A 25,035-nucleotide genomic window follows, 5' to 3' on the forward strand; every position below is an offset into this window, starting at 1 on the left:
CATATTTTTCATCCATTCCATTCCGGACACGAATCATGGACCTGGGCGCGCTCGATGCCTTCGTCGCCATTGCCGACACCGGCAGCTTCTCCGCCGCGGGCGAGCGGCTGTTCCTGACCCAGCCCGCGGTCAGCAAGCGCATCGCCGCGCTCGAGGCGCAGCTCGGACGGCGGCTGTTCGACCGCGTGGGCCGCGAGGTGGCGCTGACCGAGGCCGGCCTCGCCCTGCTGCCGCGCGCGCGCCGCATCCTCGCCGAACTCGACGACAGCCGCCGCGCGCTGGGGAACCTCGATGCCGAGGTCGGCGGGCGCCTGAGCCTGGCCACCAGCCACCACGTCGGCCTGCACCGGCTGCCGCCGCTGCTGCGCGCCTTCAGCCAGTCGCACCCGGCCGTGGCGCTGGACATCCAGTTCCTCGACTCCGAGCGCGCGTGGGCGCAGGTGCTGGGGGGGCGCGCCGAGCTGGCGCTGACCACGCTCGGGCCCGCCGCGCCGCCGCTGCAAGCGGTGCCGGTGTGGGACGACCCGCTGGAGTTCGTGGTCGCGCCCGACCATCCGCTGGCGGCGCGCCGGACGGTGCGCCTGGACGGGATCGCGGCGCATCCTGCGGTACTGCCCGACGCCAACACCTTCACCCACCGCATCGTCGCCGACTGCTTCGCCTCGGCCGGGCTCGCGCCGCAGCTGCGCATGACCACGAACTACATGGAGACGCTGAAGATGCTGGTCTCGGTGGGCCTGGCCTGGAGCGTGCTGCCGCACACCATGCTCGACGCGCAGACGCGCGTGCTGCGCGTGCCCGGCATTCGCCTGCGCCGGCAGCTGGGCCATGTCAGCCACACCGGGCGCACGCTGTCGAATGCGGCGCGCGCGTTCATGGCGCTGCTGGACGGGGCGGCGGGCGGCAGGAGGACCGGAGCGACCTGAGCTCGCGCCTTTCCCTCCCCTACCGCGGCGAAAAGCCGGGATGGGCGCGCGGACCGGACGTCGCCTCGGACTGCCCCAGCGCAACCTGCCGCGCGCGCGGGGCAGGAGGCAAGGCCGGCGAGCGCACGATGGACCAGAGCGCTCGCTACGGCGCGCTCCGCACCACGTCCGGCAGCGGTTCGTCGCGGCGCACGCGGAACCAGGCGGCGTACAGCGCCGGCAGGAACACCAGGGTCAGCACGGTGGCGATCGTCAGGCCACCCATGATCGCCACCGCCATCGGCCCGAAGAAGGCGCTGCGCGAGAGCGGGATCATGGCCAGGATCGCCGCCAGCGCGGTCAGCACGATCGGGCGGAAACGGCGCACCGTCGCGTCGATCACCGCCTCCCAGCGCGCGTGGCCGGCGGCGATGTCCTGTTCGATCTGGTCGACCAGGATCACCGAATTGCGCATGATCATGCCGGCCAGCGCGATCGTGCCCAGCATCGCGACGAAGCCGAACGGCACCCGGAAGGCCAGCAGGAACAGGGTGACGCCGATCAACCCGAGCGGCGCGGTGAGCAGCACCAGCAGCGAACGCGACAGGCTGCGCAACTGCAGCATCAACAGGGTCACCACCACCACCAGGAACAGCGGCAGGCCGGCCTTGATCGAGTCCTGCCCGCGCGCGGAGTCCTCCACCGTGCCGCCGGTCTCGAGCAGGTAGCCGGGGGGCAGCGCCGCACGGACGTCCTCCAGCGTCGGCAGGATCTGCGCCACCACGGTGGCCGGGGTGAGCGCGCCGTGGATGTCTGCGCGCACGGTGATGGTGGGCAGGCGGTCGCGATGCCAGATGATCCCGTCCTCGTAGCCGTACTCCAGCGTGGCCACCTGCGACAGCGGCACCGGCCCGCCCTCGCCGGGGATCGCGAGGCTGCCGAGCAGTTCAAGGTGCGTCCGCTCCTCGGCCGTGCCCCGCAGCAGCACGCCGATCAGCTCGTTGCCCTCGCGATAGGTGCTCACCTGCAGGCCGCTGAGCGAGCCGGACAGGAACTGCGCCACGCGCTGCGAACTGATGCCCAGCGCACGGGCGCGATCCTGGTCGATGCGCAATCGGACCACGCGGCTCGGCTCGCTCCAGTCCAGGTGCACGTTGGCCAGGTGCGGATTGGCGCGCACCCGATCGGCGACCTGGCCGGCCAGTTCGCGCACCCGTTCGATGTGCTCGCCCGACACGCGGAACTGCACGGGATAGCCCACCGGCGGGCCGTTCTCCAGGCGCGTCACGCGCAACTGCAGTTCGGGGAAACGCGCCACCACCTCGTCCAGCAGCCAGTCGCGCACCGACTCCCGCGCCTCGAGGTCGCTGGCGCGCACCACGAACTGTGCGAAGTTGGTCTGCGGCAGCTGCTGGTCCAGCGGCAGGTAGAAGCGCGGCGAACCGGTGCCGACGTAGGCCACGTAGTCCTCGATACCGTCGCGTCCGTCGAGCATGGCCTCGAGCCTGCGCACCTGCGCCTCGGTCGCGCGCAGCGAACTGCCCTCGGCCAGTTCCATGTCGACCATCAGTTCGAGCCGGGTCGAATCCGGGAAGAACTGCTGCGGCACGAAGCGGAACAGCGCCAGCGACAGCAGGAAGGCCGCGACCGTCGCGCCGATCACCAGCCAGCGCCAGCGCAGCGACCAGTCCAGCAGCCCGCGGAAGCGCTGGTAGAAACCGGTCTGGTAGGGATCGTGCGCACCACTGCTCCCTCCCCCGTGCACGGGGGAGGGTTGGGGTTGGGGCGATCCGGTTGCCACGTCGGCAGGCGCCGCTTCGCGGCGCGCCCCCACCCCGACCCTCACCCGCAGGCGGGGGAGGGAGAAAAGCCGCGAGCGTGAGAGAAATCCCGACGCGCGCTGCAGCAGCGTCGGCTTTGCCGCATGCGCCTGCATGTCCGGCAACATCTTCTCGCCCAGCCAGGGAATGAACAGCACCGCGGCGATCCACGACACCACCAGCGCGATCGTCACCACCTCGAACAGCGAGCGCGTGTACTCGCCCACGCCCGAGGCCGCGGTGGCGATCGGCAGGAAGCCGGCGGCGGTGACCAGGGTGCCGGTGAGCATCGGGAACGCGGTGTTGGTCCAGGCGAAGCCGGCCGCGTGGAAGCGGTCGAAACCCTGTTCCATCTTGATGGCCATCATCTCGACCGCGATGATTGCGTCGTCGACCAGCAGGCCCAGCGCCAGCACCAGCGCGCCCAGCGAGATCTTGTGCAGGCCGACGTCGAACCAGTCCATGACCACGAAGGTCATCGCCAGCACCAGCGGGATCGACACCGCCACCACCAGCCCGGTGCGGAAGCCCAGCGAGAAGAAGCTGACCAGCAGCACGATCGCGACGGCTTCGGCGAGCACCTTGACGAACTCGCCCACCGAATCGCGTACCGCGGCCGGCTGGTCGGTGACCTTGCGCAGTTCCATGCCGGCGGGCAGGGTCAGCCGGATCCGGTCGAAGGCCGAGTCCAGCGTCTCGCCAAGACGCAGGATGTCGCCGCCTTCGCGCATCGACACGCCAAGCCCGATCGCGTCCTGGCCCATGAAGCGCATGCGCGGCGCAGCCGGGTCGGAGAAGCCACGACGGACGCTGGCGATGTCGCCCAGGCGGATGCTGCGGTCGCCGGCGCGGATCGGGAAGTCGCGGATCTCCTCGACCGAAGCGAAAGCGCCATCCACGCGCAGCTGCACACGGTCGCTGGGCGTCTCGAAGAAGCCGGCGGGCGCCACCGCGTTCTGCTGCGCCAGCGCCTGGCGCACTGCTTCCATCGGGATGCCCAGCGTGGCCAGGCGGGTATTGCTGACCTCGATCCAGATGCGCTCGTCCTGCAGGCCGATCAGCTCGACCTTGCCGACGTTGTCGATGCGCTGCAGCTGCAGCTGTACGCGGTCGGCGTAGTCCTTGAGCACGGCGTAGTCGAAGCCCTCGCCGGTAAGCGCGTAGATGTTGCCGAAGGTATCGCCGAACTCGTCGTTGAAGAACGGACCCACGACGCCGTCGGGCAGGGTCGCGCGGATGTCGCCGATCTTCTTGCGCACCTGGTACCAGAGCGCGGGGACCTCGCGCGAATGCATCGAGTCGCGCGCCATGAAGATGACCTGCGACTCGCCGGGCCTGGAGTACGAACGGATGAACTCGTACTCGCCGGTTTCCATGAGTTTCTTCTCGATGCGCTCGGTGACCTGGCGCGAGACTTCCTCGGCGGTGGCACCCGGCCACAGCGTGCGCATCACCATCGCCTTGAAGGTGAAGGGCGGATCCTCCGAACGCCCCAGCTGCAGGTAGGACAGCGCGCCGCCGATCGCGACCACGATCATCGCGTACAGCACCAGGCTGCGGTTGCGCAGCGCCCATTCGGACAGGTTGAAGCGCATGTCAGCGTCCCCGCCTGCGACAGGCCGCGATCACCTGGGCGCGTCCGCGCCGGCGGCGCTCGCAACGACCACCGGCCGGTTGTCGCGATCCACCGGAGCCACGACCAGGCCCTCGCGCAGCAGGTGCCCGCCCGCGGACACCACCCAGTCCTCCGGCGACAGCCCGGACAGCACCGGGACCCGCGCCTGCCCGGGCGTGCCCGCCTGGACCGGCACCAGCCGCAGCGCGCCCGTGCCGGGCGCGACCACCCACACCGCATGCCCGCCGCCGGGCCCGGGCTGCAGCGCCGACAGCGGCACGCTCAGCGCGGCGCGCTCGCCGTTGCGGGCCACGAACACCCGCGCGCTCTGGCCCAGCGCCGCCCGCGCGGCGGCCTCGGGCGCGAGCGCGACCCGGGCGGCGAAGGTGCGCGCCTGCGGATCCGCGGCGGCGGCGATCTCGCGGATGCTGCCGCGCATGCGCTCGCCCGGCGCGTCCCAGAGTTCGACCTCCACCTCCTGCCCCAGGCGGAACTCGCCGATGCGCGATTCCGGCAGCGCGATGGCCACCTCGCGGCCGTCGTCGCCGGCCAGGGTATAGATCGCCTGGCCGGCGGCCACGACCTGGCCCGCCTCGGCCGCGCGGCTGGCGATGACGCCATCGCGCGGCGCCCGCAGCGTCGCGTAGGCGGCCTGGTTGCTGGCCACGTCCAGCTGGGCCCGGGCGGTGCGCGCCCGTTCCTCGGCCGCGCGCCAGGCGGCGTCCTGGGCGTCCATCGCCGAGCGGCTGACCAGCTGGTCGCGGGCCAGGGTCTGGTAGCGGGCGCGATCGGCCCGCACCCGCGCCAGTTCGGCTTCGGCCGCCGCCAGCTGCGCCCGCGCGGCCTCGGCCTGCAGGCGCTGGTCGCCGGGATCGAGTTCGGCCAGCACCTGGCCCTCGCGCACGCGTTCGCCCGCGTCCACCAGCCGGCGCACCAGGTTGCCGCCGATGCGGAACGAGAGCGGGCTTTCCCGGCGGGCGCGGATCTCGCCGGCGAAGGTGGCGATGGCGGCATCGGGCCCACCCTGCGGCCGTTCCACCAGGACCGGGCGGGGCGCCGGGTCGGCGGCATCGCCGCCGCTGCAGGCCGAGAGCAGTCCGGCCAGCGCCAGGCCGATCCAGACGGGAAGACGACGGTCCTGGTTGCGCATCCGCAGCGCCGGGTGAATGGAGGGACGCGCAGAGTATAAATAGCAAACCGATTAGTCTAGTATTCCGCGAATGGTGCCCAAGCTCCCGCCCGCTGCCGCGACCAGACCGAGCGCAGGCCCCGGCCGCCCCAAGGACCTCGCCAAGCGTGCGGCGATCCTGGAGGCCGCCGGGCGCATGTTCACGCGGCTCGGCTTCGAGGGCGCGAGCATGGACCAGATCGCCTCGGAGGCCGGCGTCTCCAAGCTCACCGTCTACAGCCATTTCGGCGACAAGGAGACCCTGTTCGGCGAGGCCGTCCGGCTGGTCTGCGACTCGCTGATGCCCGGGGACCTGTTCGTCGCCGACCCTTCCGCGCCGCTGCGCTCCCAGCTGGAGGGCATCGCGCGCGCCTTCTTCGCCATGATCGTCAGCGACGAGGCCCTGGCCACGCACCGGATGATGATGAGCCCGGGGGGCGACGAACGGCTGCGCCAGCTCTTCTGGGAAGCCGGCCCGGAACGGGTGCAGCAGGCCTTCACCGCCTTCCTGGAGGCTCGCGCCGGCGAGCTCGACATCCCCGACCTGCCGCGTGCCGCGCGCCAGTTCTTCGCCCTGCTCAAGGGCGACCTGCACACGCGGCTGGCCTGCGGCCTGTGCGAGCGACCGAGCGCAGCCGCGGTGGACGAGCACATCGCGGCCACCGTCGACATGTTCCTGCGGGCCTACGACCGGCAGCGGGCCTGAGCGCCGCAGGCCGTCGGTCCCGGTGACTTCCGGCACTCAGTCCGTCCAGACCCGCTGGCGATGATGGCCGCCGGGGAATTTGCACGGCCGGGCCGGTAGAATCGCAAACCCCCTTCCCTTTTCCGGACAGCAAGATGACGTTCGATTTCGCCAAGGCCCGCGAGTACATGGTCGAGCAGCAGGTCCGCCCCTGGGACGTGCTTGACGGGCGCGTGCTGGACGTGCTGGCGCGCCTGCCGCGCGAGGCGTTCGTGGGCGAGCGCCACCGGGCCCTGGCCTATGCCGACCTGGAGCTGCCGATCGGCCATGGCGAGACCATGTTCAAGCCCGTGCTCGAAGGCCGCGCCCTGCAGGCGCTGGAACTGCAGGGTGGCGAGGCGGTGCTGGAGATCGGCGCCGGCAGCGGCTTCATGGCCGCCTGCCTGGGCTCGCTGGCGCGCGAGGTCACCAGCATCGAACGCCACGCCGACCTGGCCGAAGCCGCCGCCGCCCGCCTGCAGGCGCAGGGCCTGGGCAACGTCTCCGTGATCGCCGCCGACGCCTTCGCCTGGACGCCGGGCCGGCAGTTCGACGCGATCTGCGTGTCGGGCGCGGTCGACACCCTGCCGTCACGTTTCCTGGAGTGGCTGCGTCCGGGTGGGCGGATGTTCGTGGTGCAGGGCCGCGCCCCGGCCATGGAAGCGGTGCTGGTGCACGGCGAGGTCAACGGCCCCCGCACCGAATCGTTGTTCGAAACCGGGCTGGCCTACCTCGCCGGCGCCGAACCCCCGGCCGAATTCAAGTTCTGACACGTTCCCGCATTCATCGCCAAGGATTCCCGATGCTCCGCCGCCCCCTCGTTCTCTCCCTCGCCCTGGCCCTGGCGTCCGCGCCGGTCTTCGCCGAAGACCTGATGCAGACCTACGAGCTGGCGCGGGTCAACGATCCGCAGCTGTCGATCGCCGAATCCAGGCGCCTGAACTCGCAGGAGGACGTGGTGGTGGCGCGCGCCGGCCTGCTGCCGCAGATCGACGGCACCGCCCGCCTGGGCCGCTCGCACGACGCCGGCACCACCGGCACCTCGCGCAGCCGCAACTACAGTGCCACGCTCAGCCAGAGCGTGTTCGACCTGGGCACCATCTCCAACCTGCGGGCGCAGCGCGACTTCGCCGCCGCCGCCGACTACGACCTGGAGGCCGCGGGCGACGAGCTGATCTCGCGGACCGCCAACGCCTATTTCGACGTGCTGGTGGCGCTGGAGACGCTGACCGCGGCCGAGGCCGCGGAAGCCGCGTTCCAGAAGCAGTTCGACTACGCCGACCGGCGCCTCGAGGTCGGCCTGGCGCCGATCACCGACGTGCACGAGGCCCGCGCCCAGTACGACGGCGCCCGCGCCAACACCATCCTCGCGCGCAACGCGCTGCAGGATGCCTACCAGGCGCTGGCCGAGATCACCGGCACGCCGATCAACGCCCTGCGCGCCCTGCCCGAGGACTTCCGTCCGGAACTCCCGGCCGGCGGCGACGCGGAAGCCTGGGTGCAGCGCGCCCTCGACAGCAATCCCAGCCTGCAGGCGTCGCAGTACGCGGTGCAGGGCGCCGAGCACGGCGTGACCACCGCCCGCGCCGGCCACCTGCCGTCGCTGGGCCTGGGCGTGACCTACAACAACAACACCGGATGGTATTCGCCGTCGCCAGGATCGGTGGCGGTGACCGACGAAGGCCATTCGATCGGCCTGACCCTGACCGTGCCGATCTTCTCCGGCGGCGCGACCCAGGCGCGCGTGCGCCAGGCGATCAACAGTCGCGACATCGCCCAGGACCAGCTCGAGCAGAACCGCCGCGCGATCGAGCGCAACACCCGCTACGCCTACCAGGCGCTGGTCGCGGGCATCAGCGAGGTCGAGGCGCGACGCCTGGCGCTGGTTTCGGCGCAGAGCGCGTACGACGCCTCGCAGGTCGGCCTGGAGGTGGGTACCCGTACCGTCATCGACGTGCTGATCAACCAGCAGAACCTGTTCAGCGCGCGCCAGGCCTATGCCTCGGCCCGCTACAACTACCTGCGCAACCGCCTGCTGCTCGAGCAGGCCGCGGGCACGCTGGACGCGACGACGGTGCAGGACATCAACCGCCTGCTCACCATCGACACCACGGCGCCGGCGCCTCAGCAGCAGTAAGCGGCGACGAAGGTACGCCCCCGGAGCCGGCGCCCTGCGCCGGCTTCTTCGTTGATGGACCCGCTTCGCGGACTGCGCGGCTCAGGCCTGCGCCGCCGGCAGGTCAGGTCCGATGACCTCGAGCGTGCGTCGCAGCGCGCCCCGGCCCTTGCGCACCATCTCCAGCCCCGCTTCGCGCATCGACGTGCGCGCGTCCGCATCGGCGAGCAGCTGCGCGAGGATTGCGCCCACCGCATCGGCGTCCTGGCCGATGCGCAGCGCGCCGCCCGCTTCCATCTGCCGCGCGATGTCGGCGAAGTTGTGCAGGCGCGGTCCGCTGACCACCGGGGTGCCGACCGCTGCCGGTTCGAGCAGGTTGTGCCCGCCGATGTCCTGCAGGCTGCCGCCGACGAACGCCGCGTCGGCGCAGGCGTAGAACAGCTGCAGTTCGCCCAGCGTATCGAGCACGAACACCGCGTCGTCCGCGTCGGGCCAGTGCGTGAGCCGGCGCGTGGCGACGCGCCAGCCGGCATCGACGGCCTGCTGCGCCGCGCCGCGGAAGCGTTCGGGGTGGCGCGGCGCCCACAGCATCAGCAGGTCCGGCCAGCGTTCGCGCAGGCGCCGGTGGATCGCCAGGACCGCGGCCTCTTCCTCTGGATGGGTGCTGGCGGCGATCCAGACCGGCCGGCCGCCGATGCGCTCGCGGAACTCGCTGGCGGCGCGGGCCAGCGACGCGACGTCGATGTCGATGTCGTACTTGAGGTTGCCCGCCACCACCAGCGAAGCCTCCGGCGCGCCGAGCCGTCCAAAGCGGCTGGCGTCCTCGGCCGACTGCGCCACCACGCGACGCAGCGTCGCCAGCACCCGTGCCAGCAGCGGCCGCAGCACGCGGTAGCCGCGCAGCGAGCGCTCGGACAGGCGCCCGTTGACCAGGTAGGCGGGGACGCCCGCGTCGCGGCAGCACAGCAGCAGGTTGGGCCACAGCTCAGTCTCGACCACCAGCGCGACCTGCGGCCGGAAATGCTTCAGGAACCGCCGCACCGCGCCGCCCAGGTCGTAGGGCAGGTAGACATGGTCCACGCGCTCGCCCCAGAGCGCACGCACGCGCGCCGAGCCGGTCGGGGTGATGGTGGTCACCAGCAGGCGCTGACCGGGCAGCGCTTCAAGCAGGGCGTTGACCAGCGGCGCGACGGCGTTGACCTCGCCCACCGACACTGCGTGCACCCAGACCGGGGTCCGCGCCGCGGGCACGGCGTAGCGCGCGTAACGCTCGCTCCAGCGCTCGAAATAGGCTTCCTGGCGGAATCCGCGCCAGATCAGGTGATAGACCGTCACCGGCACCAGCAGGTAGAGCGCGGCCGAGTACAGGCCGCGCAGCAGGCGTTCGGTGTTGTCGACGGCGGGCATGCGCACAGGATAGCGGGATTGCGCGATCGCCCCCCGTGCCGCCCTGCCCGCCACGACCCTCCGACTACAATCCGCGCATGGCTTCCCACTCCAGCGCCCCGCCCGCCCCGCCCCTGTCGCCGCGCCACTGGCCGGCCTGGCTGGGCATCGGCCTGATGGCGCTGGCCGCGCGCCTGCCCTGGATGTGGCAGCGCGCGATCGGGCAAGGCCTGGGCACGCTGCTGCGGGTGCTGCTGCGCGACCGCCGCGAAGTCGCCGCGCGCAACCTCGCGCTGTGTTTCCCCGGACTCGACGCCGCCGCGCGCGAGACGCTGCTGCGCGAGCACTTCACCTCGCTGGGCATCGGCCTGTTCGAGTTCGCGCGCGCGTGGTGGGGATCGGTCGATCCGATGCGGCGCGGGCTGACCGTCGAGGGACTGGAGCATATCGAGGCCGCACGCGCCGATGGCCGCGGCGTGATCGTGGTGTCGGGGCACTTCAGCACGCTGGAGATCTGCGGGCGGCTGATGTGCGACCACGTGCCGCTGGCGGGCATGTACCGGCCGCACGCCTCGCCGGCCATGGAATGGGCGGTGCGCCGCGGACGCGCGCGTTACGCCGCGGCGATGTTCCCCAAGCAGGACGTGCGCGGCGCGGTGCGGCACCTGAAGAAGGGCGGCCTGCTGTGGTACGCGCCCGACCAGGATCCCAGCCGCGGCGATGCGGTGTTCGTCCCCTTCTTCGGGCAGCCAGCGCACAGCCTGACCTCGACCCATTCGCTGGCGCGGCTGTCGGGCGCGGCCGTGGTGCTGTTCCAGCACCGGCGGCGCGCGGACGGCAGCTACGCGCTGTGCCTGTGGCCGGCGCTGGAAGAGTTCCCGTCGGCCGACCCCACCGCCGACACCGCGCGCGTGATCGCCGGCATCGAGGAGATGGCGCGCGCCGCGCCCTCGCAGTACCTGTGGATCCACCGGCGCTTCAAGCGGCAGCCCGACGGCGGCTCGGTGTACTGATCCCGTTGCAAGCTCGCGCCATCGCGCCGGCGCGGGCGGGTGGAAACCGGTCAGGCGCGAGGACGCGCCGCGTCCGTCGCGTCGCGGCCGGCGAGCAGGCTGCCGGCGTAGAGCGCGGCCAGCAGCAGGGTCAGCCCGCCCCAGAAGGTCGAGTAGAACGCCAGGTGGGTGTTGAACGGGAACACCGTCACCGCCAGCGCCAGCATCGCCGGACGGGCACGCTCGCGACTGTCGCGGCTGGCGAAGCGCCAGGCCCGCCAGGCCATCGCCGCGCCGGCCAGCCACAGCAGCAGGCCGAACAGCCCGGTCTCGCTGAGCACCTCGAGCACGATCTGGTGCGCGTGGAAGGCAGGCCCTTCGCCCCAGGCCGCCGGCTCGCCGGGCCGCGGATCGCAGGCCGGGAAGGCGCGGCGGAACCCGCGCGCGCCGACGCCATTGACCGGATGCTCCCGGGCCATGCAGACCGCGGCGCCCCAGATGCGGGTGCGGCCGGACAGGGCGGTGTCCACGCCCTCGCCGCCCTCGACGCTCCAGGCCTGCGCGGTCCGCGCGACGCGCTGCTGCACCTGCGGCGAAAACCAGCTCAGCACCGCCAGGGCCACCGCGCCGGCGGCGAACACGCCCAGGAGCTTCTTCCAGCCCAGCAGGCTCCAGCCGCTCAACGCCAGCACCAGGGCGAAGGTGATCCACGAGGCGCGCGAGCCGGCGAACAGCACCACGATGCCGATCAGCAGCGCGGCCAGGATCCAGCCGCCGCTGCCGAAGCGGCGCCCGGCGAAGTACAGGGCGAACGGCGACAGGCTGGCCAGCACCACGCCGAGCTTGAGGTTGCACGGACCCAGCACGCCGCCCAGGCGGTCGCTCAGCGCGAGCTGTTCGACGCTGCACATCGGGCGCCCGCTGATCGCCTGCTTGATCGCGTCGATGCCCCAGAACAGCGGGCTGGTGCCTGCCAGCACCTGGACCAGCGCGTCGAGGGTCCACACCAGCACGATCGCCGCCAGCCCGCCGAAGGTGATGCGCCGGCCGCGCGCCGAGGCCACCGCCGATGCGGCCAGCCACAGGAACGGCAGGTAGCGCAGGTCCACCAGCGACTCGCGGAAGGCGCGGCCGTGGTCGAGCGCGTCGAACGAGGACACCATCTGCGGCAGCCAGTAGGCGCAGAACAGCACGCTGGTCAACGCCCAGGCCTGGTGGCTGAGCAGGCGCATGCCGCCGCGGAAGCGGCCGACCAGCAGGTGCACGATCGCCGCCAGCGAACCCAGCACCATCACCGCCTCCGCGTAGCCGGGTGCCGGCCACAGGGCCACGAAGGCCAGCACCCAGTGCGGCGCCCAGCGCCAGCCGGCGGCCGGCGCGTCAGCGTTCAAGGGGGGCGTGGGGAGCGTCGCGGAGTTCGTCATAGACCGACAGCGTGGCGTCCTGCATCGCCTTCAGGGTGTAGGGAATGGTATCGGGAAGCGGCGGCGGGCGTTCGAGCAGGCTCCGCGCCGCCAGCGTCAGCGCCGGCGCATCGAACGGCGGCACGGCGCCACCGGGCAGCAGCTCGCGCAGCAGTTCGCCGCTGCCGCCATGCGCCCAGCCGGCGACGGGGCGCCCGCAGGCCAGCGCTTCGATCACCGTTCGCCCGAAGGCCTCGGGCTTGCGCGAGAGCTGCAGCACCAGGTCGCTGGCCGCGTAGGCCTCGGCGATGGCGGCGGTGGGTGGGGTGATGGCGAGCGCGCCCTGCAGGCCGCGCCGGGCCGCATCCTGTTCGAGTTCGGCGACGTAGCGCTCGCGACCCGGCTCACGCGTGCCCGGCATCCACAGCCGCGCGTCCAGCCCGCCGCCGCGCAGGGTTTCGAGCAGGGCCAGCGCGTCGGCATGCCCCTTGAGCCGGGTGCCGCGGCCCGGCAGCAGCAGCAGCGGACCGTCACCGCCCAGCGCCGGATGCCGCGCGGCGACGGTCGCGCGCGCGCCACGATCGGGGTGCGGCGCGCGCGGGAACTGCGTCGGGTCGATGCCGCGCGGCACCAGCCGCAGGCGCAGCGGGTCGGTGCCCGGGTAGTGCTGCAGGACGTAGTCGCGCACCGTGCGCGAGACGCAGAGCACGCGTTCGCCGCGCGCCATGATGGCGCTGTAGCGCGAAGGCGAATTGAGCCCGTGCACGGTGGTCAGAAAGCGTGGCCGCGCCGCCTCCGGCATGCCGGCCAGCGCGCGCCAGCCCAGCCAGGCCGGCAGCCGCGAGCGCGCGTGCACGATGTCGGCACGCGCGTCGGCGAACAGCCGGCGCAGCGCCGGCACGTGGCGCAGCACCAGCAGCGACTTGCTGCCGATGTCGAGTTCGACGTGGCTCGCGCCCAGCGCGCGCAGCGGCCGTACCAGCCGCCCGCCGGCCGAGACCACGATCGCGCGGTGGCCGGCGCGTACCAGCGCGGCGGAGATCTCGAGGGTGGAGCGTTCGACGCCGCCGGACTCCAGTGCCGGCAGCAGCTGCACCACGGTCAGCGGGCGCGGCATGCGCGTGCCGCCGCCGCGTCAGTCGACCAGGACGAAATGCGCGCCGCAGTAGGGGCAATCCGCTTCGCCACCGTCGGCTTCGATCGGCAGGTAAACCCGCGGATGCGAGTTCCACAGCCCCATCGACGGCAGCGGGCAGCTCAGGGGCAGGTCGCCGCGACGGACTTCGTAGCGGGTCTGCGCGTTGGCCTGCGTGGTCTGGGGCTGGGTGGCGGTCATGGCGTGCGGAAATCCGGATGATCCGCGCCATTCTAGCGCGGAGCGGCCATCGGCTGGGCCGGCCGGGCGTGCCGGCCGGCGCCGGATCGGCCGCGCCGGAGCGCGGCCTTGCCGGATCAGCCCGCCGCGGCCTCGCCTTCCGGCGCGGCCGCCACCGCCTCGGTGGTGATGCGGATCTGCACTTCGTCGCTGACGTTCGGCGCGTACGCGCCCACGCCGAAGTCGCTGCGCTTGATCGTGGTGGTGGCGTCGAAGCCGGCCGCCGGGCGCTTGAGCATCGGATGCTCCGCGAAGCGGTTCATGGTCACGTCGAGCACCACCGGACGGGTGTTGTCCTTGATGGTCAGGTCGCCGGTGACCTTGAGCCGGTTGGGGCCCGCGGCCTCGACGGCGGTGCTGCGGAACGTGGCGGCCGGGTATTTGTCGGCCTCGAAGAAGTCGGCGCTGCGCAGGTGCGCGTCGAAGTCGGCCACGAACGAGTTCAGTCCCGACAGCGGCAGGGTCACCTCGACCGACGAGGCGGCGACGTTCTCCGCGTCGAACACGATGCGGCCCTCGGCGTCGCCGAAGTTGGCCACCGGGTTGGAGAAGCCGAAGTGGCTCCACTGCGCGATCACCGTGGTGTGGCCCGGATCGATGATGTAGGTGCCGGACACGCCTTCGACGGCGGCCGCGGGCGCGGCTTCCGGCGCAGCAGGCGCTTCGGCGGCCGGGGCCTCGGCGGGCGCGGCGGGCGCGGGGGTGTCGGCCTGGCCGCAGGCGGCCAGCGCTGCGGTCAGTGCCAGGGGAAGCAGGAGGCGGGAGGCGGTGCGCATGATGGTGTCCTCGGGGAGATGGAATGGAAGGGCCGCGCTCGCGCGCGCCCGGACTGCGGCGGGACTGCGCCGCGGAACCGGGTTCCGCGGGTGGATCGGAAGGTCACTCGATGCGTGCGGCCTCGTCGAACGGCAGGCGCGGCAGGCGCGGATGCACCGCGGCCGGTTCGCCGTGGCCGAGGTTGACCAGGACGTTGGAGCGGATCGTGGTGCCCTTGAAGAAGGCCTCGTCCACCTGGGCGTTGTCGAAGCCGGTCATCGGGCCGGTATCCAGCCCCAGGGCGCGCGCGGCCAGGATCAGGTAGGCCGTCTGCATGCTCGAGCCGCGCAGGGCGACCCGCTGCAGTCGCTCCTCGGGCGAACCCTCGAACCAGGATTTCGCGTCCGTGTGCGGGAACAGCACCGGCAGCTTGTCGTAGAAGCGCAGGTCGTGGCCGACGATCACGGTGACCGGCGCGGCCAGCGTCTTGGCCCGGTTGCCCTCGCTCAGGGCCGGCGCCAGCCTGGCCTTGGCCTCGGCCGAGCGCACGAACACGAACCGCGCCGGGCAGGCGTTGGCCTCGGTCGGGCCGAGCTTGAGCAGGTCGTAGAGGCGGCGCAGGGTGGCATCGTCGATCTCGCCCGAGAACGCGTTGTGGGTGCGCGCCTGGCGGAACAGCTGGTCGAGCGACGGGTCGGGCAACTGGGTCATGGGCATCGGGGCAGTGGCGGAATGGCACAGTGTAGTGTTCCATGTGCGTTGCTTCGCACCCTCCAATGCAATTGAAGGTAGTGAAAATAGAACAACACGCCTCCAAGCGCGCCGATTCTGCACAAATCTGGACGTTCAGCGACGGCCGGGCCGGCAACGCCCGCCAGGCCGACGCGCTGGCCGCGGCGCTGGGCGGACAGGTGCGCAGCCTGCAGCTGACGCCGCGCGCGCCGTGGCGCTGGGTCGCGCCGCGCATCCTGCCCGGTGCGCATGCCGCTTTCGGCCCGGACTTCGCCGCCGTGCGGGACCAGGATCCGGCGCTCGCCATCGGCTGCGGCCGCCAGGCGGCGCTGGCCACGCGGCTGCTGCGCGGGCGTGCGGGCGCGACGGTCCAGATCCTGGATCCACGGATCGATCCCCGGCACTGGGACATCGTGGTGGCGCCGGAGCACGACCGGACCAGGGGCGCGAACGTGGTCCATCTCATCGGCAGCCTGCACCCCGTCGACGACGAGTGGCTGGCCGAGGCCAGGGCGGCGTTTCCGCAGCCCGGCTCGCTGCCCGGACCGCGCACCGCCCTCCTGCTGGGCGGGCCGACCGCCAACGCGCGCTTCGATGCCGACAGCCTGGACGCGGTGCTCGCGCGACTGCGGCAGCTGCGCGAGACCGAGGGCGGCAGCCTGCTGGCGACCGCCTCCCGGCGCACCCCGCCCGAGCTCGTGCGCCGGCTGCGCGCAGGGCTGGATGGCGTGCGCGGGCTGTGCTGGGCGGGTCCCGCCGACGGCGCCAACCCGTATCCCGGCCTGCTCGCCTGGGCCGACCGCATCGTGTGTTCGCCCGATTCGGTGAACATGGTGTCCGAAGCCTGCGCAACGCGGGTGCCGGTCCATGTCTTCGGCCGACAGCTGGGCCGCGGGCGGCAGCGCGAGTTCCTGGACGCGGTCGCCGCGCGCGGCCGCACCGGTCCCCTGGACCAGCCGCCGGGCGCGCCGATGACGCCGCTGCGCGAGACTCCCAGGGTCGCTGCGGACATCCGGCAGCGGCTGGGCTGGCCCGGGGCCTGATCCGCCAGGGCCGGCCGGCACGCGTCGCCGCCGCTGGCCGGCCCGCGCGGCGGACGGCGTTGGCAAGCCCTGGCGGCACCGCGACTGCGCTGCCCGCGATCGGTTGCCGCCGGACGGCCCGGACTCCCCGGCCGCCGCAACCGGGAGCACGTCATGACACCACGGCACATCGTCCTCACCGGCCTGCTGGCAGGTCTCGCCGGCCTGGGCCATGCCCAGCAGCTGCCGCCCGATTCCCGCCTCGGCGACCGCATCCGCGCGCTCGACCTGGCCCACGCGCAGGCGATCTTCAAGGGCGACCGCGCCGCACTGGAGCGCCTCCTGCCCGACGACCACACCGTCAACCATCCGACCAACCGCATCGTGCAGGAGAAGGCGGCGCTGCTGGCGCTGATCGACGAGGGCGTGATCCGGTATACCCGCTTCGAACGCCGTCCCGAACAGCTGCTGTTCTATCCCGACATGGTCGTGGTGATGGGCGACGAGACGGTGGTCCCGGCCGAAGGTGCGCCCAATGCCGGGGTGGTGCTGCGCAGGCGCTACACCAACGCCTGGCGGCTGCATGGAGGCGAGTGGCGCCTGGCGTTCCGCCACGCCAACAACGTGCCGCCGGGTCCGGACCCCGGGAGCGCCGGTCCGCGGCGTTGAGCGGAGCGAAGCGCCGTCAGGATCAGCGCGGCGGCGCAGACAGCTCGCGGGCGTCGAGGAAACCGTTGCGGTCTGCGTCCTGGCGGCTGAACCGTTCGGCCAGGCGGGCCAGGTGCTGGTCCCGCGTCAGCGGCCGTGCCTTGCCGCCTGGCTGCTCGGTGGCGGACAGCACGCCGTCGCCGTCGCGGTCCATGCCATCGAAGGCGTAGCTCATCCAGTCCTGGTATTCGGCCAGCGATACCCGGCCGTCGCCGTCGGTATCCATGCGCGAGAGGTATTCGCGGGTCTCGGTGACCTGCGCCAGCGCCAGCGCCGGCAGCAGCGCGAGGCAGGCGGCGGCGCCCCTTCCCGCGGCGGGGACCGGGCGCCGCGGGGGCATCAGGCCCGCACCGATTGCAGCGAATAGCCCTTCAGGCGCGCCGAGTAGTCCTGCAGCGCGCGGATGCCGGTGGCCTCGGCCTCGCGGCACCAGGCCTGCAGGTTGTGCAGCGCCTCGCCGGCGTTGCTGGTGCGGGCCTCGAGCACGGCGGCCAGGCGGCGGCGGTACTCGACCAGGGTCTGGATGCGCGGGCGCTGCGAGATCCACTGTTGCATCTGTTCGCGCGCTTCCGGGTTGAGCCAGCGGCCGTCGTCGACCAGGCCCTTGCGCAGCTTGCGCGGCAGCAGCGCGCGCAGCTTCGCGCCCGCGGCCTGGGCTTCCTCGCGCAGCGCCGGCATCAGCACGTTGCGCTGGTAGTCGGTCATGGCCTGGAAGCGGTGCGCCAGCAGCGCCTTCATGGTGTCGGTATCGGGCACCTGGATGTTGGGGCGCACGTCGAGCGACGGCGCCACGCGCAGCACCTTCGCCAGGCGCACCTTCTCCAGGCCCTTGATCACCACCCAGCCGATGTCGAACTCCCAGCGGCGCAGGGCGAACTTGGCCGAACTGGGGAAGGCGTGATGGTTGTTGTGCAGTTCCTCGCCGCCGATCCACACCGCCCAGGGGGTGAGATTGGTGGCGGTGTCGGTGGTGGCGAAGTTGCGGTAGCCCCACCAGTGGCCGAGGCCATTGACGACGCCCGCGGCCCAGAACGGGATCCACATCATCTGGATCGCCCAGATCGCCACGCCGGCGAAGCCGAACAGGGCGAACGAGACGAACAGCAGCAGGGTCGGGCCCAGGTTGGCGTGCGGCGTGTACAGGTGCCGCTCGATCCAGTCCTCCGGCGCGCCGCGGCCGTACTGCTCGATGTCCTGGCGCATGGCGCGCGCCTCGCGGTACAGCTCCACGCCGCGCCAGAACACGGTCTTGATGCCCTTGAACTGCGGGCTGTGCGGATCCTCCTCGGTCTCGCACTTGGCGTGGTGCTTGCGGTGGATGGCCACCCACTCGCGGGTGATCATCGAGGTGGTCAGCCACGTCCAGAAGCGGAAGAAGTGGGCGATGACCGGGTGGAAGTCCACGCCCCGGTGCGCCTGGCTGCGATGGAGGTACAGGGTGACCGAGAAGATGGTGAGCTGGGTCGCGACCAGCAGGTAGAGCGCGAGCTGCCAGAAGCCGAACTGGAGCAGGCCACCGGCGAGGAAATCGAGGAAGGACGCGGGCATGACAGGTGTCGAAGCGGAAGGAACCCCGGCATCATGGGGCCCGGACCGCCCCAAGGCCAGCCCCGGGCGGCCCCCGGGGACGACCCTGTTCATCCCCATATCGCATTCATGACCGGCACCCCGCTTTCGCCTCCCCTGATCGAACTCGACGCGGCCACCGTGCTGCGCGACGGCCGCCCCGCCCTGGACCGGGTCAGCCTGCGCCTGCCGCAGGGGCGGCACACGGCGATCCTCGGCCCCAACGGCTGCGGCAAGTCGACCTTCATCCAGCTGCTGACCCGGCAGCTGTATCCGGCCGCGCACGCCGACGGGCGCCCGCCGGTGCGCATCCTCGGCGGGCACCTGTGGGACGTGCGTGCGATCCGTTCGCGCCTGGGCATCGTCACCGGCGCCCTGCACGAAGACCTGCTGACGCTGCCGGGGCTGGGCGTGCGCGACGTCGTGCTCGGCGCCTTCGACGCGCGCCTGGCGCCCCAGGAGGACGAGGTCGACCCGGCGCGCCTGGACGCCGCCCAAGTCGCGCTGGCGCGGGCCGGCGCCGCGCACCTGGCCGGGCGCGAGTACGCGGGCCTGTCCACCGGCGAGGCGCGGCGCGTCCTGCTGGCGCGGGCGCTGGTGCACGCGCCGATGGCCCTGCTGCTGGACGAGCCCGGCGCCGGGCTGGACGTGGTCGCGCGCGGGCGCCTGCTGCGGACCCTGCGCCGCCTGGCCGCCGAGGGCGTGACCCTGCTGCTGGTGACCCACCACGCCGAGGAACTGGTGCCGGAGATCGGCCACGTGGTGCTGCTGCGCGACGGCCGCGTGGTGGCCGACGGACCGCGCCCCCAGGTGCTCACCGATGCCCTGCTCTCGCAGGCCTACGGCGCGCCCCTGCGCTATGCCGAGGGCGAGTTCCCGACGCTGGCGCTGGCGGAGGCGGCCGATGCCTGAGCTGCCCGAGGTCGAGACCACCCGCGCCGGACTGGCGCCCCATGTCGAGGGTCGCCGGGTCCGGGAGCTGGTCCTGCGCCGCCCCGACCTGCGCTGGCCGATCCCGCCGGAGCTGGTCGCCGAGCTGCCCGGCCAGCGCATCGACGCCGTGCGCCGTCGCGCCAAGTACCTGCTGCTCGACACCGCGGCGGGCAGCGCCCTGCTGCACCTGGGCATGTCGGGCAGCCTGCGCGTGCTGCCGGCCGACACCCCGCTGCGCACGCACGATCACGTCGACCTCGTGCTCGACGGTCCGCGCGGCGCGGCCCGCGTGCTGCGCTTCAACGACCCGCGCCGCTTCGGCTGCCTGCTCTGGCAGGCACCCGGGCAGGTGCATCCGCTGCTGCGCGGCCTGGGACCCGAGCCGCTGTCGGACGACTTCGACGGCGACTACCTGTTCGTCCGCAGCCGCGGCCGCAGCGCGCCGGTGAAGACCTTCCTGATGGACCAGCGCATCGTCGTGGGCGTCGGCAACATCTACGCCGCCGAGGCCCTGCACGCGGCCGGGATCTCACCGCTGCGCGCGGCCGGACGGGTCTCGCGCGAGCGCTACCGGCTGCTGGCCGACGCGGTGAAGCGCATCCTGGCCCATGCGATCGCCCGCGGCGGCACCACCCTGCGCGACTTCCTGGCGCCGGACGGGGCCCCGGGCTACTTCGAACAGGAGCTCTCGGCCTACGGTCGCGGCGGCGAGCCCTGTCCCCGCTGCGGGCGGCCCCTGCGGCAGGCCAGCATCGGCCAGCGCGCGACGGTCTGGTGCGGCCATTGCCAGCGCTGAGGGCGCCGCGGCCCGCGTCCGGCGCGGCTTCGCGGTATAGTCCCGGGCGCTGAAGGGAGCACAGCGCCACATGTCCGACACCGCAGACATCACTCTCTGGCTGGACGCGGCGCGCGGCGGCGACCGGAGTGCGCTCGACCAGGTCCTGGCCACGCTCTACCAGGAACTGCACACCATGGCCCGCCGGCAGCTGTCCGGCCAGATGGGCCAGACGCTCGATGCCACCGCGCTGGTGCACGAGGCCTACCTCAAGCTCATCGGCCGCCGCGAGATCCAGTTCGACGACCGCGCCCATTTCTTCGCCTATGCCGCGTCGGCCATGCGCAGCGTGGTGGTCGACTACGCGCGCCAGCGCCTGGCGCAGAAGCGCGGCGGCGACCTCCACCGCGTCACCGACCTGCCGCACGACCTCGAAGGCGGGTTGCGCATGGACGAGGACATGCTGGCGCTGGACGTGGCCCTGACCCGACTGGCCGGGGTCGACGCCAAGCTCGCCCAGGTGGTGGAACTGCGCTATTTCGGTGGCCTGTCGGAGGCGGAGATCGCCACCCTGCTCGACCGCTCCGACCGCAGCATCCGCCGCGACTGGCAGAAGGCGCGGATGTACCTGCTGGCCTCGCTGGGCGGCTGAGGCGGCCGCGATCGGGGCGCCGGGGGGAGACATGCCACACGACCAGCCCGGCCCGGGCCCGCTTCGCGCACCGGCCGCCTGGATCCGCCGCTGATGGACGCCGACCGCTGGCAGCGCCTGTCGCCGCTGCTCGACGCCCTGCTCGAACTCGACGAGGCCGCGCGCGCCGCCAGCCTGGCCTCGCTGCGCGACGACGATCCGCAGCTGGCCGACGATCTGGAGGAACTGCTCGCGCTCGAGGCCGGCAGCGACTTCCTCAACGAGCCGCTGATCACCCCGCACCCGGGCGTGCACGCCGGCGCTTCGGTGGGACCCTACGCGCTCGAGCGCATGCTCGGCGAAGGCGGCATGGGCCAGGTCTGGCTGGCGCGCCGCGCCGACGGCCTGTACGAGCGCCGCGTCGCGCTCAAGCTGCTGCGCCCCGGCCTGGCCGATCCGGGCCTGCGCCTGCGCTTCACCCGCGAACGCCAGATCCTGGCGCGGCTCGAGCACCCGCACATCGCGCGCCTGCTCGACGCCGGCATCAGCAGCGACAACCAGCCCTACCTGGCCCTGGAGTACGTCGAGGGCGAACCGATCACCGACTGGTGCCGCGCACGCGACCCGGGCGTGGTCACGCGCGTGCAGCTGTTCATGCAGGTGTGCGAGGCGGTCAGCCACGCGCACACCAACCTGATCGTCCACCGCGACCTCAAGCCCTCCAACATCCTGGTCACGCCGCTGGACGACGTGCGCCTGCTCGACTTCGGCATCGCCAAGCTGCTCGACACGCCCGACCACGCGCCCGAGCAGACCCGCACCGGCCTGCGCGCCTTCACCCTGCACTACGCCGCGCCCGAACAGATCCGCGGCGAACCGGTCACCACCATGACCGACGTGTACTCGCTGGGCGTGGTGCTGTACGAGATGCTCGCCGGCCGCAAGCCCTACCAGCTCAAGCGGCACAGCGACGCGCAGTGGGAGGACGCGATCCTCAACGCCGACCCGCAGCGCCCGTCGCTGGCGCTGCAGCGCGACGCCGACGGCAACACCGCCAGCCAGCCGGTGCGCAGGCGCGCGCGCGAGGTGGCCGGCGACCTCGACAACATCGTGCTCAAGGCGCTGTCCAAGAAGCCCGAGCAGCGCTATCCCTCGGTCGAGGCGATGGCGCTGGACCTGCAGCGCTGGCTGGACGGCAAGCCCGTGCACGCGCGGCCGCAGAGCATGTCCTACCGCATCGGCAAGTACGTCAGCCGCCACCGCTGGGCGCTGTCGACCGCGGCGGTGGTCTCGCTGGTGCTGGTGGCGGCGCTGGGCATCGTCGCCTGGCAGGCGCGGCAGGCGGTGAGCGAGTCGGCGCGCGCGCAGGCGATGCAGAACTTCGTGGTCGGCCTGTTCGAGACCGCCGGCGGCGTGCCCGCGGGCGCGCCGGTCGATATCCACCGGCTGCTCGACGACGGCGAACGGCGCATCGAGCGCGAACTCTCCAGCCAGCCGGTGGCCCGTGCCGAGCTGCTCGGCGTGGTGGCGCGGCTGCGCTCGGGCCTGGGCGACTACCCCGCGGCGCACGAGCTGCTGCGGCGCCAGGCGCGCCTGGTCGACGCTCTGCCGGATGCGCCTCCCAGCCTGCGCCTGCAGTCGGCCACCGACCTGGGGCGGGTGCTGCGGCTGACCGGCGACACCGACGCCTGCCTGGCGCGGATGCAGCCGCTGCTCGCCCTGGCACGGCGCAGCGAGCACCGGTTGCCGCTGCCGGCCTCGGCCTTCTACACCCAGTTCGGCCGCTGCCAGGCCAGCGCGCGCAACCTCGAGGATGCGCGCGCGCTGTACCTGCGCTCGCTGTCGCTGCGCCGCAACGTGCTGGACGACGCCGCGGGGGTGGCGGAAAACCTCGGCGACCTGGCCAACCTGCACGCCGCCGCAGGCGACACCCGCCAGGCGCTGGCCTCGTCGCGGGCCGCGCTCGGCCTGCTGCGCACGACCCTGGGCGAACGCCATCCGCTGGCGATCGAGCTGCTGCGCGCGTCCTGCTCCTACGAGCGCGACGCGAGCAACACCGTCGCCGCCGAACGCGACTGCCGCCAGGCGGTGCAGCTGGCCCTGGACCTGCGCGGCGCGCGCCACCACGCCACCATCGACGCCCGCCGCCAGCTGGCCGCGCTGTACGTCGACCAGGGCCGCCTGGCCGAGGCCGAAGCCGAGTTCAGCGACACCCTCGCCTGGCTGGTCTCGCGGCTCGGACAGGAACACGTCGACGTCGCGCGCGCGCGCGCCTCGCTGGCCATCGTCGCCTGGGAGCGGGGCAACATCGACGCCGCGCTGGGCGAACTGGCGCGCTCGGTGCAGGCCTGGCGCCGCCACGGCAACGAACTCCCGCTGGCCAGCGGCCTGTTCAATACGGCACTGGTCCTGCATAGCGCGGGGCGCGACGCGGACGCGCTGCCCCTGCTGCTCGAATCCCTCGCGCTGCGGCGCAAGGCCTACGGCGACGAACACGGCCTGGTCGGCGACACGCTGCGCCTGCTGGGCGAGGTCCAGGCCGGCCTCGGGCGCGACGGAGAGGCGCTGTCGAGCCTGCAGCAGGCGCAGGCGCTCACGCGTGCCGGCTACGGTGCGCAGCATTCGCACACGCGGCGCGCGGAAATCTCGCTGGCGCGGCTCGAGGCGCGCGGCGGCGACGCGGTCGCGCTGAGCCGGCTCGACGCGCTGGCGGAACTGCCGCAGCACGAGCCCGAACTGCGCAAGGCCGGCTGGCTGGCGCGCGCCTATGCCGCCGACGTGCGCTGCGGTGCGGCCGCGCAGCGGCCGCTGGCGCTGGCCAGCCTGCAGGCGCTGCAGACCCAGATCGCGCAGGCACGGCCCGAAGGCGGCGCGCTGTCGCGCGAGGTCGACCGCCTGCACGCCGCCTGCCTGGGCAGCCGCGGCGGGGCGCCGGGTCGCTGATCAGCCCAGCGGCAGCGGCTGCTGCAACGGTTCGATCCTGCCCTCGCCGCGTGAGATCCGCTTGAACTCGGCGCGGCTGACCGACACGTAGCGCTCGTTGCCGCCGATCTCCACCTGCGGGCCTGTGCTGACCGCCAAACCCTGTCCGTCGACGCGCACGGTCATCGTGGCCTTGCTGCCGCTGTGGCAGATGGTCTTGATCTCGCTGATCTCGTCGGCCCAGGCCAGCAGGTACTGGCTGCCCTCGAACAGCTCGCCGCGGAAATCGGTGCGCAGCCCGTAGCACAGCACCGGCACGCGCAGCGCGTCGACCACCTCGCCCAGCTGCCAGACCTGGGCGCGGCCGAGGAACTGCGCCTCGTCCACCAGCAGGCAGTGCAGCCGGCCGTTCGAAGCGATGTCTCGCTCCACCAGCGCCTGCAGGTCGTCCTCGCGCCCGAACGGCACGCCGTCGGCCCGCAGCCCGATCCGCGAGGCCACCGTGCCGCTGCCGGCGCGATCGTCCAGGCGCGGCGTCAGGATCAGCGTGCGCATCCCGCGCTCGCGATAGTTGTGCGCCGACTGCAGCAGGGTGGTGGTCTTCCCGGCGTTCATCGCCGAGTAGTAGAAGTAGAGCTTGGCCATGCGCGCAGTTTAGCGAGCGCGCCGCGCCCGCACGAGGCGATTCCTGCCAGGCGCGGGCGCCGCGGCGGCGTTCAGCGCTGCGGTTCCAGCGTCCCGATCGCGGCGGTGCCGAACAGCGCGGCCACGTCCTGGTCGCGGGCGCGCCAGTACTCGGCCGGGCTCAGACGGGCCTCGGCGTAGTGGACGGACGCATCGACGCCGCTGCCGCAGACATCCAGCCCGCCGGCACCGCGCCCGGCGGCCTTGCTGCCCGTGCAGGCCCGGGCGGCGCTCGGCCCGCCCAGGCGGCTGCCGACCGCAAGCCTGGTCCAGCGCCTGCGCTCGCGTTCCAGGCGCGGCTGCGCCTGCGCGTCGCCATACTCGGCATACAGCGCCCGGCCCACCTCCAGCGCACGTGCGCGTGCGGGTTCGTCCAGGGCCGACCAGTAGTACTCGCGCTGCAGCAGCAGTTGCGGATGGCCGCGCTCGGCGGCGAGGTCCATCCAGGCGTAGGCAGTCGCGGGATCGCGCGGGCCGCCCTGGCCCTCCCAGTACAGCTGCGCCAGCAGCGCCTGCGCCGGCTTGTCGGCGTAGCGCGCGGCCTGCCCGAGCAGGTGTCGCGCCTCTTCGCCGCGACCGGCCTGCAGGGCCTCGATGCCCAGGCGCCGGTACTTCTGGTCGCGATGGGCGTTCCAGTAGTCGTAGGTCGGTTCGACGGCGGCGCGGCCGTCGCCGGCATGCACGGGCGCGGCCAACAGGACGGCGAGGACGAAGGCGGAGGACAGCGCACGCATGGCCGGTTCCCGGGGAATGGATGCGCTGCATACCGCAGCGCGGCCCGCGCCGCAAGCGCCTCGTCGCA

General features: G+C 72.8%; 23 protein-coding genes. 11 read left to right on the forward strand and 12 right to left on the reverse strand.

The annotated features are described in order from the left end of the window. Positions 1-35 precede the first annotated feature (35 nt). Positions 36-926, forward strand: coding sequence for a LysR family transcriptional regulator (locus ACFQ2D_RS08955; protein ID WP_280942166.1), 891 nt, complete (start codon positions 36-38; stop codon positions 924-926). Between the two features lie 145 nt (positions 927-1,071). Here the strand turns inward: ACFQ2D_RS08955 and ACFQ2D_RS08960 are convergent, their stop codons facing one another. Both ACFQ2D_RS08960 and ACFQ2D_RS08965 read right to left on the reverse strand, forming a co-directional pair. Next, entirely contained in the window at positions 1,072-4,320 is a 3,249-nt protein-coding gene (locus tag ACFQ2D_RS08960) for an efflux RND transporter permease subunit (protein WP_280942167.1), read from the reverse strand. A gap of 30 nt (positions 4,321-4,350) precedes the next feature. Then, positions 4,351-5,490 (reverse strand): efflux RND transporter periplasmic adaptor subunit, encoded by a 1,140-nt coding sequence (locus ACFQ2D_RS08965; protein WP_280942168.1) that lies wholly within the window; start codon positions 5,488-5,490, stop codon positions 4,351-4,353. A 70-nt stretch (positions 5,491-5,560) separates the two neighbouring features. On the opposite strand from ACFQ2D_RS08965, the gene ACFQ2D_RS08970 reads away from it, so the two are divergent. The 3 genes from ACFQ2D_RS08970 to ACFQ2D_RS08980 all read left to right on the forward strand — a co-directional run bounded on the left by ACFQ2D_RS08970 (position 5,561) and on the right by ACFQ2D_RS08980 (position 8,369). After that, entirely contained in the window at positions 5,561-6,214 is a 654-nt protein-coding gene (locus ACFQ2D_RS08970) for a TetR/AcrR family transcriptional regulator (protein WP_280942169.1), read from the forward strand. Positions 6,215-6,348: 134 nt separating this feature from the next. Continuing rightward, the gene (locus ACFQ2D_RS08975) at positions 6,349-7,002 is read left to right on the forward strand and encodes a protein-L-isoaspartate O-methyltransferase family protein (RefSeq protein ID WP_280942170.1); all 654 of its coding nucleotides are present in this window, start codon (positions 6,349-6,351) and stop codon (positions 7,000-7,002) included. 32 nt (positions 7,003-7,034) lie between these two features. Next, the gene (locus tag ACFQ2D_RS08980) at positions 7,035-8,369 is read left to right on the forward strand and encodes a TolC family outer membrane protein (protein WP_280942171.1); all 1,335 of its coding nucleotides are present in this window, start codon (positions 7,035-7,037) and stop codon (positions 8,367-8,369) included. 81 nt (positions 8,370-8,450) lie between these two features. On the opposite strand, the gene waaA is transcribed toward ACFQ2D_RS08980, so the two are convergent. Then, on the reverse strand, positions 8,451-9,755 hold the full coding sequence (gene waaA, locus ACFQ2D_RS08985; RefSeq protein WP_280942172.1) for a lipid IV(A) 3-deoxy-D-manno-octulosonic acid transferase: 1,305 nt from the start codon (positions 9,753-9,755) through the stop codon (positions 8,451-8,453). A gap of 77 nt (positions 9,756-9,832) precedes the next feature. Between waaA and lpxL the strand changes: the two genes are divergently transcribed. Further along, positions 9,833-10,747, forward strand: a complete 915-nt coding sequence (lpxL, locus tag ACFQ2D_RS08990) for an LpxL/LpxP family Kdo(2)-lipid IV(A) lauroyl/palmitoleoyl acyltransferase (protein WP_280942173.1) — start codon at positions 9,833-9,835, stop codon at positions 10,745-10,747. A gap of 50 nt (positions 10,748-10,797) precedes the next feature. Here the strand turns inward: lpxL and ACFQ2D_RS08995 are convergent, their stop codons facing one another. The 5 genes from ACFQ2D_RS08995 to ACFQ2D_RS09015 all read right to left on the reverse strand — a co-directional run bounded on the left by ACFQ2D_RS08995 (position 10,798) and on the right by ACFQ2D_RS09015 (position 14,971). Then, positions 10,798-12,150 carry an O-antigen ligase family protein gene (locus ACFQ2D_RS08995; RefSeq protein ID WP_280942174.1) on the reverse strand — a complete coding sequence of 451 codons (1,353 nt, stop codon included), beginning with the start codon at positions 12,148-12,150 and terminating at the stop codon, positions 10,798-10,800. Continuing rightward, complete coding sequence (locus ACFQ2D_RS09000) at positions 12,107-13,246, reverse strand: glycosyltransferase (RefSeq protein ID WP_280942175.1); 1,140 nt, start codon at positions 13,244-13,246, stop codon at positions 12,107-12,109. Before ACFQ2D_RS09000 ends, ACFQ2D_RS08995 begins: the two co-directional genes overlap by 44 nt. An 18-nt stretch (positions 13,247-13,264) precedes the next feature. Then, the gene (locus tag ACFQ2D_RS09005; RefSeq protein WP_280942176.1) at positions 13,265-13,465 is read right to left on the reverse strand and encodes a zinc-finger domain-containing protein; all 201 of its coding nucleotides are present in this window, start codon (positions 13,463-13,465) and stop codon (positions 13,265-13,267) included. 116 nt (positions 13,466-13,581) lie between these two features. Further along, complete coding sequence (locus ACFQ2D_RS09010) at positions 13,582-14,280, reverse strand: YceI family protein (protein WP_280942177.1); 699 nt, start codon at positions 14,278-14,280, stop codon at positions 13,582-13,584. A gap of 103 nt (positions 14,281-14,383) precedes the next feature. After that, positions 14,384-14,971 carry a malonic semialdehyde reductase gene (locus tag ACFQ2D_RS09015; RefSeq protein WP_280942178.1) on the reverse strand — a complete coding sequence of 196 codons (588 nt, stop codon included), beginning with the start codon at positions 14,969-14,971 and terminating at the stop codon, positions 14,384-14,386. Between the two features lie 65 nt (positions 14,972-15,036). Here ACFQ2D_RS09015 and ACFQ2D_RS09020 point away from each other — a divergent pair, with 65 nt between their 5' ends. Then, positions 15,037-16,035 carry a mitochondrial fission ELM1 family protein gene (locus ACFQ2D_RS09020; RefSeq protein WP_280942179.1) on the forward strand — a complete coding sequence of 333 codons (999 nt, stop codon included), beginning with the start codon at positions 15,037-15,039 and terminating at the stop codon, positions 16,033-16,035. A gap of 153 nt (positions 16,036-16,188) precedes the next feature. After that, entirely contained in the window at positions 16,189-16,683 is a 495-nt protein-coding gene (locus tag ACFQ2D_RS09025; protein WP_280942180.1) for a nuclear transport factor 2 family protein, read from the forward strand. Positions 16,684-16,705: 22 nt separating this feature from the next. Here ACFQ2D_RS09025 and ACFQ2D_RS09030 read toward each other — a convergent pair whose 3' ends face one another. Together ACFQ2D_RS09030 and ACFQ2D_RS09035 are read right to left on the reverse strand one after the other, a co-directional pair. Next, complete coding sequence (locus tag ACFQ2D_RS09030) at positions 16,706-17,062, reverse strand: hypothetical protein (RefSeq protein ID WP_280942181.1); 357 nt, start codon at positions 17,060-17,062, stop codon at positions 16,706-16,708. Continuing rightward, the gene (locus ACFQ2D_RS09035) at positions 17,062-18,270 is read right to left on the reverse strand and encodes a DesA family fatty acid desaturase (RefSeq protein ID WP_280942182.1); all 1,209 of its coding nucleotides are present in this window, start codon (positions 18,268-18,270) and stop codon (positions 17,062-17,064) included. The genes ACFQ2D_RS09030 and ACFQ2D_RS09035 overlap by 1 nt, the downstream gene beginning before the upstream one ends. Before the next feature lie 108 nt (positions 18,271-18,378). Here ACFQ2D_RS09035 and ACFQ2D_RS09040 point away from each other — a divergent pair, with 108 nt between their 5' ends. The 4 genes from ACFQ2D_RS09040 (at position 18,379) to ACFQ2D_RS09055 (ending at position 23,570) form a co-directional block, all read left to right on the forward strand. Then, complete coding sequence (locus ACFQ2D_RS09040; protein ID WP_280942183.1) at positions 18,379-19,200, forward strand: ABC transporter ATP-binding protein; 822 nt, start codon at positions 18,379-18,381, stop codon at positions 19,198-19,200. Continuing rightward, a complete protein-coding gene (gene mutM / locus ACFQ2D_RS09045; protein WP_280942184.1) occupies positions 19,193-20,017 on the forward strand; it encodes a bifunctional DNA-formamidopyrimidine glycosylase/DNA-(apurinic or apyrimidinic site) lyase in 825 nt (274 codons plus the stop codon). The genes ACFQ2D_RS09040 and mutM overlap by 8 nt, the downstream gene beginning before the upstream one ends. 70 nt (positions 20,018-20,087) lie before the next feature. After that, positions 20,088-20,648, forward strand: coding sequence for an ECF-type sigma factor (locus ACFQ2D_RS09050; RefSeq protein WP_280942185.1), 561 nt, complete (start codon positions 20,088-20,090; stop codon positions 20,646-20,648). Between the two features lie 93 nt (positions 20,649-20,741). Beyond that, on the forward strand, positions 20,742-23,570 hold the full coding sequence (locus ACFQ2D_RS09055; RefSeq protein WP_280942186.1) for a serine/threonine-protein kinase: 2,829 nt from the start codon (positions 20,742-20,744) through the stop codon (positions 23,568-23,570). On the opposite strand, the gene ACFQ2D_RS09060 is transcribed toward ACFQ2D_RS09055, so the two are convergent. Together ACFQ2D_RS09060 and ACFQ2D_RS09065 are read right to left on the reverse strand one after the other, a co-directional pair. After that, positions 23,571-24,194 carry a thymidine kinase gene (locus tag ACFQ2D_RS09060; protein ID WP_280942187.1) on the reverse strand — a complete coding sequence of 208 codons (624 nt, stop codon included), beginning with the start codon at positions 24,192-24,194 and terminating at the stop codon, positions 23,571-23,573. A gap of 71 nt (positions 24,195-24,265) precedes the next feature. Further along, the gene (locus ACFQ2D_RS09065) at positions 24,266-24,967 is read right to left on the reverse strand and encodes a hypothetical protein (protein ID WP_280942188.1); all 702 of its coding nucleotides are present in this window, start codon (positions 24,965-24,967) and stop codon (positions 24,266-24,268) included. Positions 24,968-25,035 lie beyond the last annotated feature (68 nt).

The sequence above is a fragment of the Luteimonas composti genome (assembly GCF_042678665.1).
GTDB classification, from domain to species: domain Bacteria; phylum Pseudomonadota; class Gammaproteobacteria; order Xanthomonadales; family Xanthomonadaceae; genus Luteimonas; species Luteimonas composti.

What these genes read in the sequence shown, in the direction of transcription:
- ACFQ2D_RS08955 (WP_280942166.1), top strand. Translation starts at nt 36, where the DNA reads ATGGACCTGGGCGCGCTCGATGCCTTCGTCGCCATTGCCGACACCGGC.
- ACFQ2D_RS08960 (WP_280942167.1), bottom strand. Translation starts at nt 4,320, where the DNA reads ATGCGCTTCAACCTGTCCGAATGGGCGCTGCGCAACCGCAGCCTGGTG.
- ACFQ2D_RS08965 (WP_280942168.1), bottom strand. Translation starts at nt 5,490, where the DNA reads ATGCGCAACCAGGACCGTCGTCTTCCCGTCTGGATCGGCCTGGCGCTG.
- ACFQ2D_RS08970 (WP_280942169.1), top strand. Translation starts at nt 5,561, where the DNA reads ATGGTGCCCAAGCTCCCGCCCGCTGCCGCGACCAGACCGAGCGCAGGC.
- ACFQ2D_RS08975 (WP_280942170.1), top strand. Translation starts at nt 6,349, where the DNA reads ATGACGTTCGATTTCGCCAAGGCCCGCGAGTACATGGTCGAGCAGCAG.
- ACFQ2D_RS08980 (WP_280942171.1), top strand. Translation starts at nt 7,035, where the DNA reads ATGCTCCGCCGCCCCCTCGTTCTCTCCCTCGCCCTGGCCCTGGCGTCC.
- waaA (WP_280942172.1), bottom strand. Translation starts at nt 9,755, where the DNA reads ATGCCCGCCGTCGACAACACCGAACGCCTGCTGCGCGGCCTGTACTCG.
- lpxL (WP_280942173.1), top strand. Translation starts at nt 9,833, where the DNA reads ATGGCTTCCCACTCCAGCGCCCCGCCCGCCCCGCCCCTGTCGCCGCGC.
- ACFQ2D_RS08995 (WP_280942174.1), bottom strand. Translation starts at nt 12,150, where the DNA reads ATGACGAACTCCGCGACGCTCCCCACGCCCCCCTTGAACGCTGACGCG.
- ACFQ2D_RS09000 (WP_280942175.1), bottom strand. Translation starts at nt 13,246, where the DNA reads ATGCCGCGCCCGCTGACCGTGGTGCAGCTGCTGCCGGCACTGGAGTCC.
- ACFQ2D_RS09005 (WP_280942176.1), bottom strand. Translation starts at nt 13,465, where the DNA reads ATGACCGCCACCCAGCCCCAGACCACGCAGGCCAACGCGCAGACCCGC.
- ACFQ2D_RS09010 (WP_280942177.1), bottom strand. Translation starts at nt 14,280, where the DNA reads ATGCGCACCGCCTCCCGCCTCCTGCTTCCCCTGGCACTGACCGCAGCG.
- ACFQ2D_RS09015 (WP_280942178.1), bottom strand. Translation starts at nt 14,971, where the DNA reads ATGACCCAGTTGCCCGACCCGTCGCTCGACCAGCTGTTCCGCCAGGCG.
- ACFQ2D_RS09020 (WP_280942179.1), top strand. Translation starts at nt 15,037, where the DNA reads ATGCAATTGAAGGTAGTGAAAATAGAACAACACGCCTCCAAGCGCGCC.
- ACFQ2D_RS09025 (WP_280942180.1), top strand. Translation starts at nt 16,189, where the DNA reads ATGACACCACGGCACATCGTCCTCACCGGCCTGCTGGCAGGTCTCGCC.
- ACFQ2D_RS09030 (WP_280942181.1), bottom strand. Translation starts at nt 17,062, where the DNA reads ATGCCCCCGCGGCGCCCGGTCCCCGCCGCGGGAAGGGGCGCCGCCGCC.
- ACFQ2D_RS09035 (WP_280942182.1), bottom strand. Translation starts at nt 18,270, where the DNA reads ATGCCCGCGTCCTTCCTCGATTTCCTCGCCGGTGGCCTGCTCCAGTTC.
- ACFQ2D_RS09040 (WP_280942183.1), top strand. Translation starts at nt 18,379, where the DNA reads ATGACCGGCACCCCGCTTTCGCCTCCCCTGATCGAACTCGACGCGGCC.
- mutM (WP_280942184.1), top strand. Translation starts at nt 19,193, where the DNA reads ATGCCTGAGCTGCCCGAGGTCGAGACCACCCGCGCCGGACTGGCGCCC.
- ACFQ2D_RS09050 (WP_280942185.1), top strand. Translation starts at nt 20,088, where the DNA reads ATGTCCGACACCGCAGACATCACTCTCTGGCTGGACGCGGCGCGCGGC.
- ACFQ2D_RS09055 (WP_280942186.1), top strand. Translation starts at nt 20,742, where the DNA reads ATGGACGCCGACCGCTGGCAGCGCCTGTCGCCGCTGCTCGACGCCCTG.
- ACFQ2D_RS09060 (WP_280942187.1), bottom strand. Translation starts at nt 24,194, where the DNA reads ATGGCCAAGCTCTACTTCTACTACTCGGCGATGAACGCCGGGAAGACC.
- ACFQ2D_RS09065 (WP_280942188.1), bottom strand. Translation starts at nt 24,967, where the DNA reads ATGCGTGCGCTGTCCTCCGCCTTCGTCCTCGCCGTCCTGTTGGCCGCG.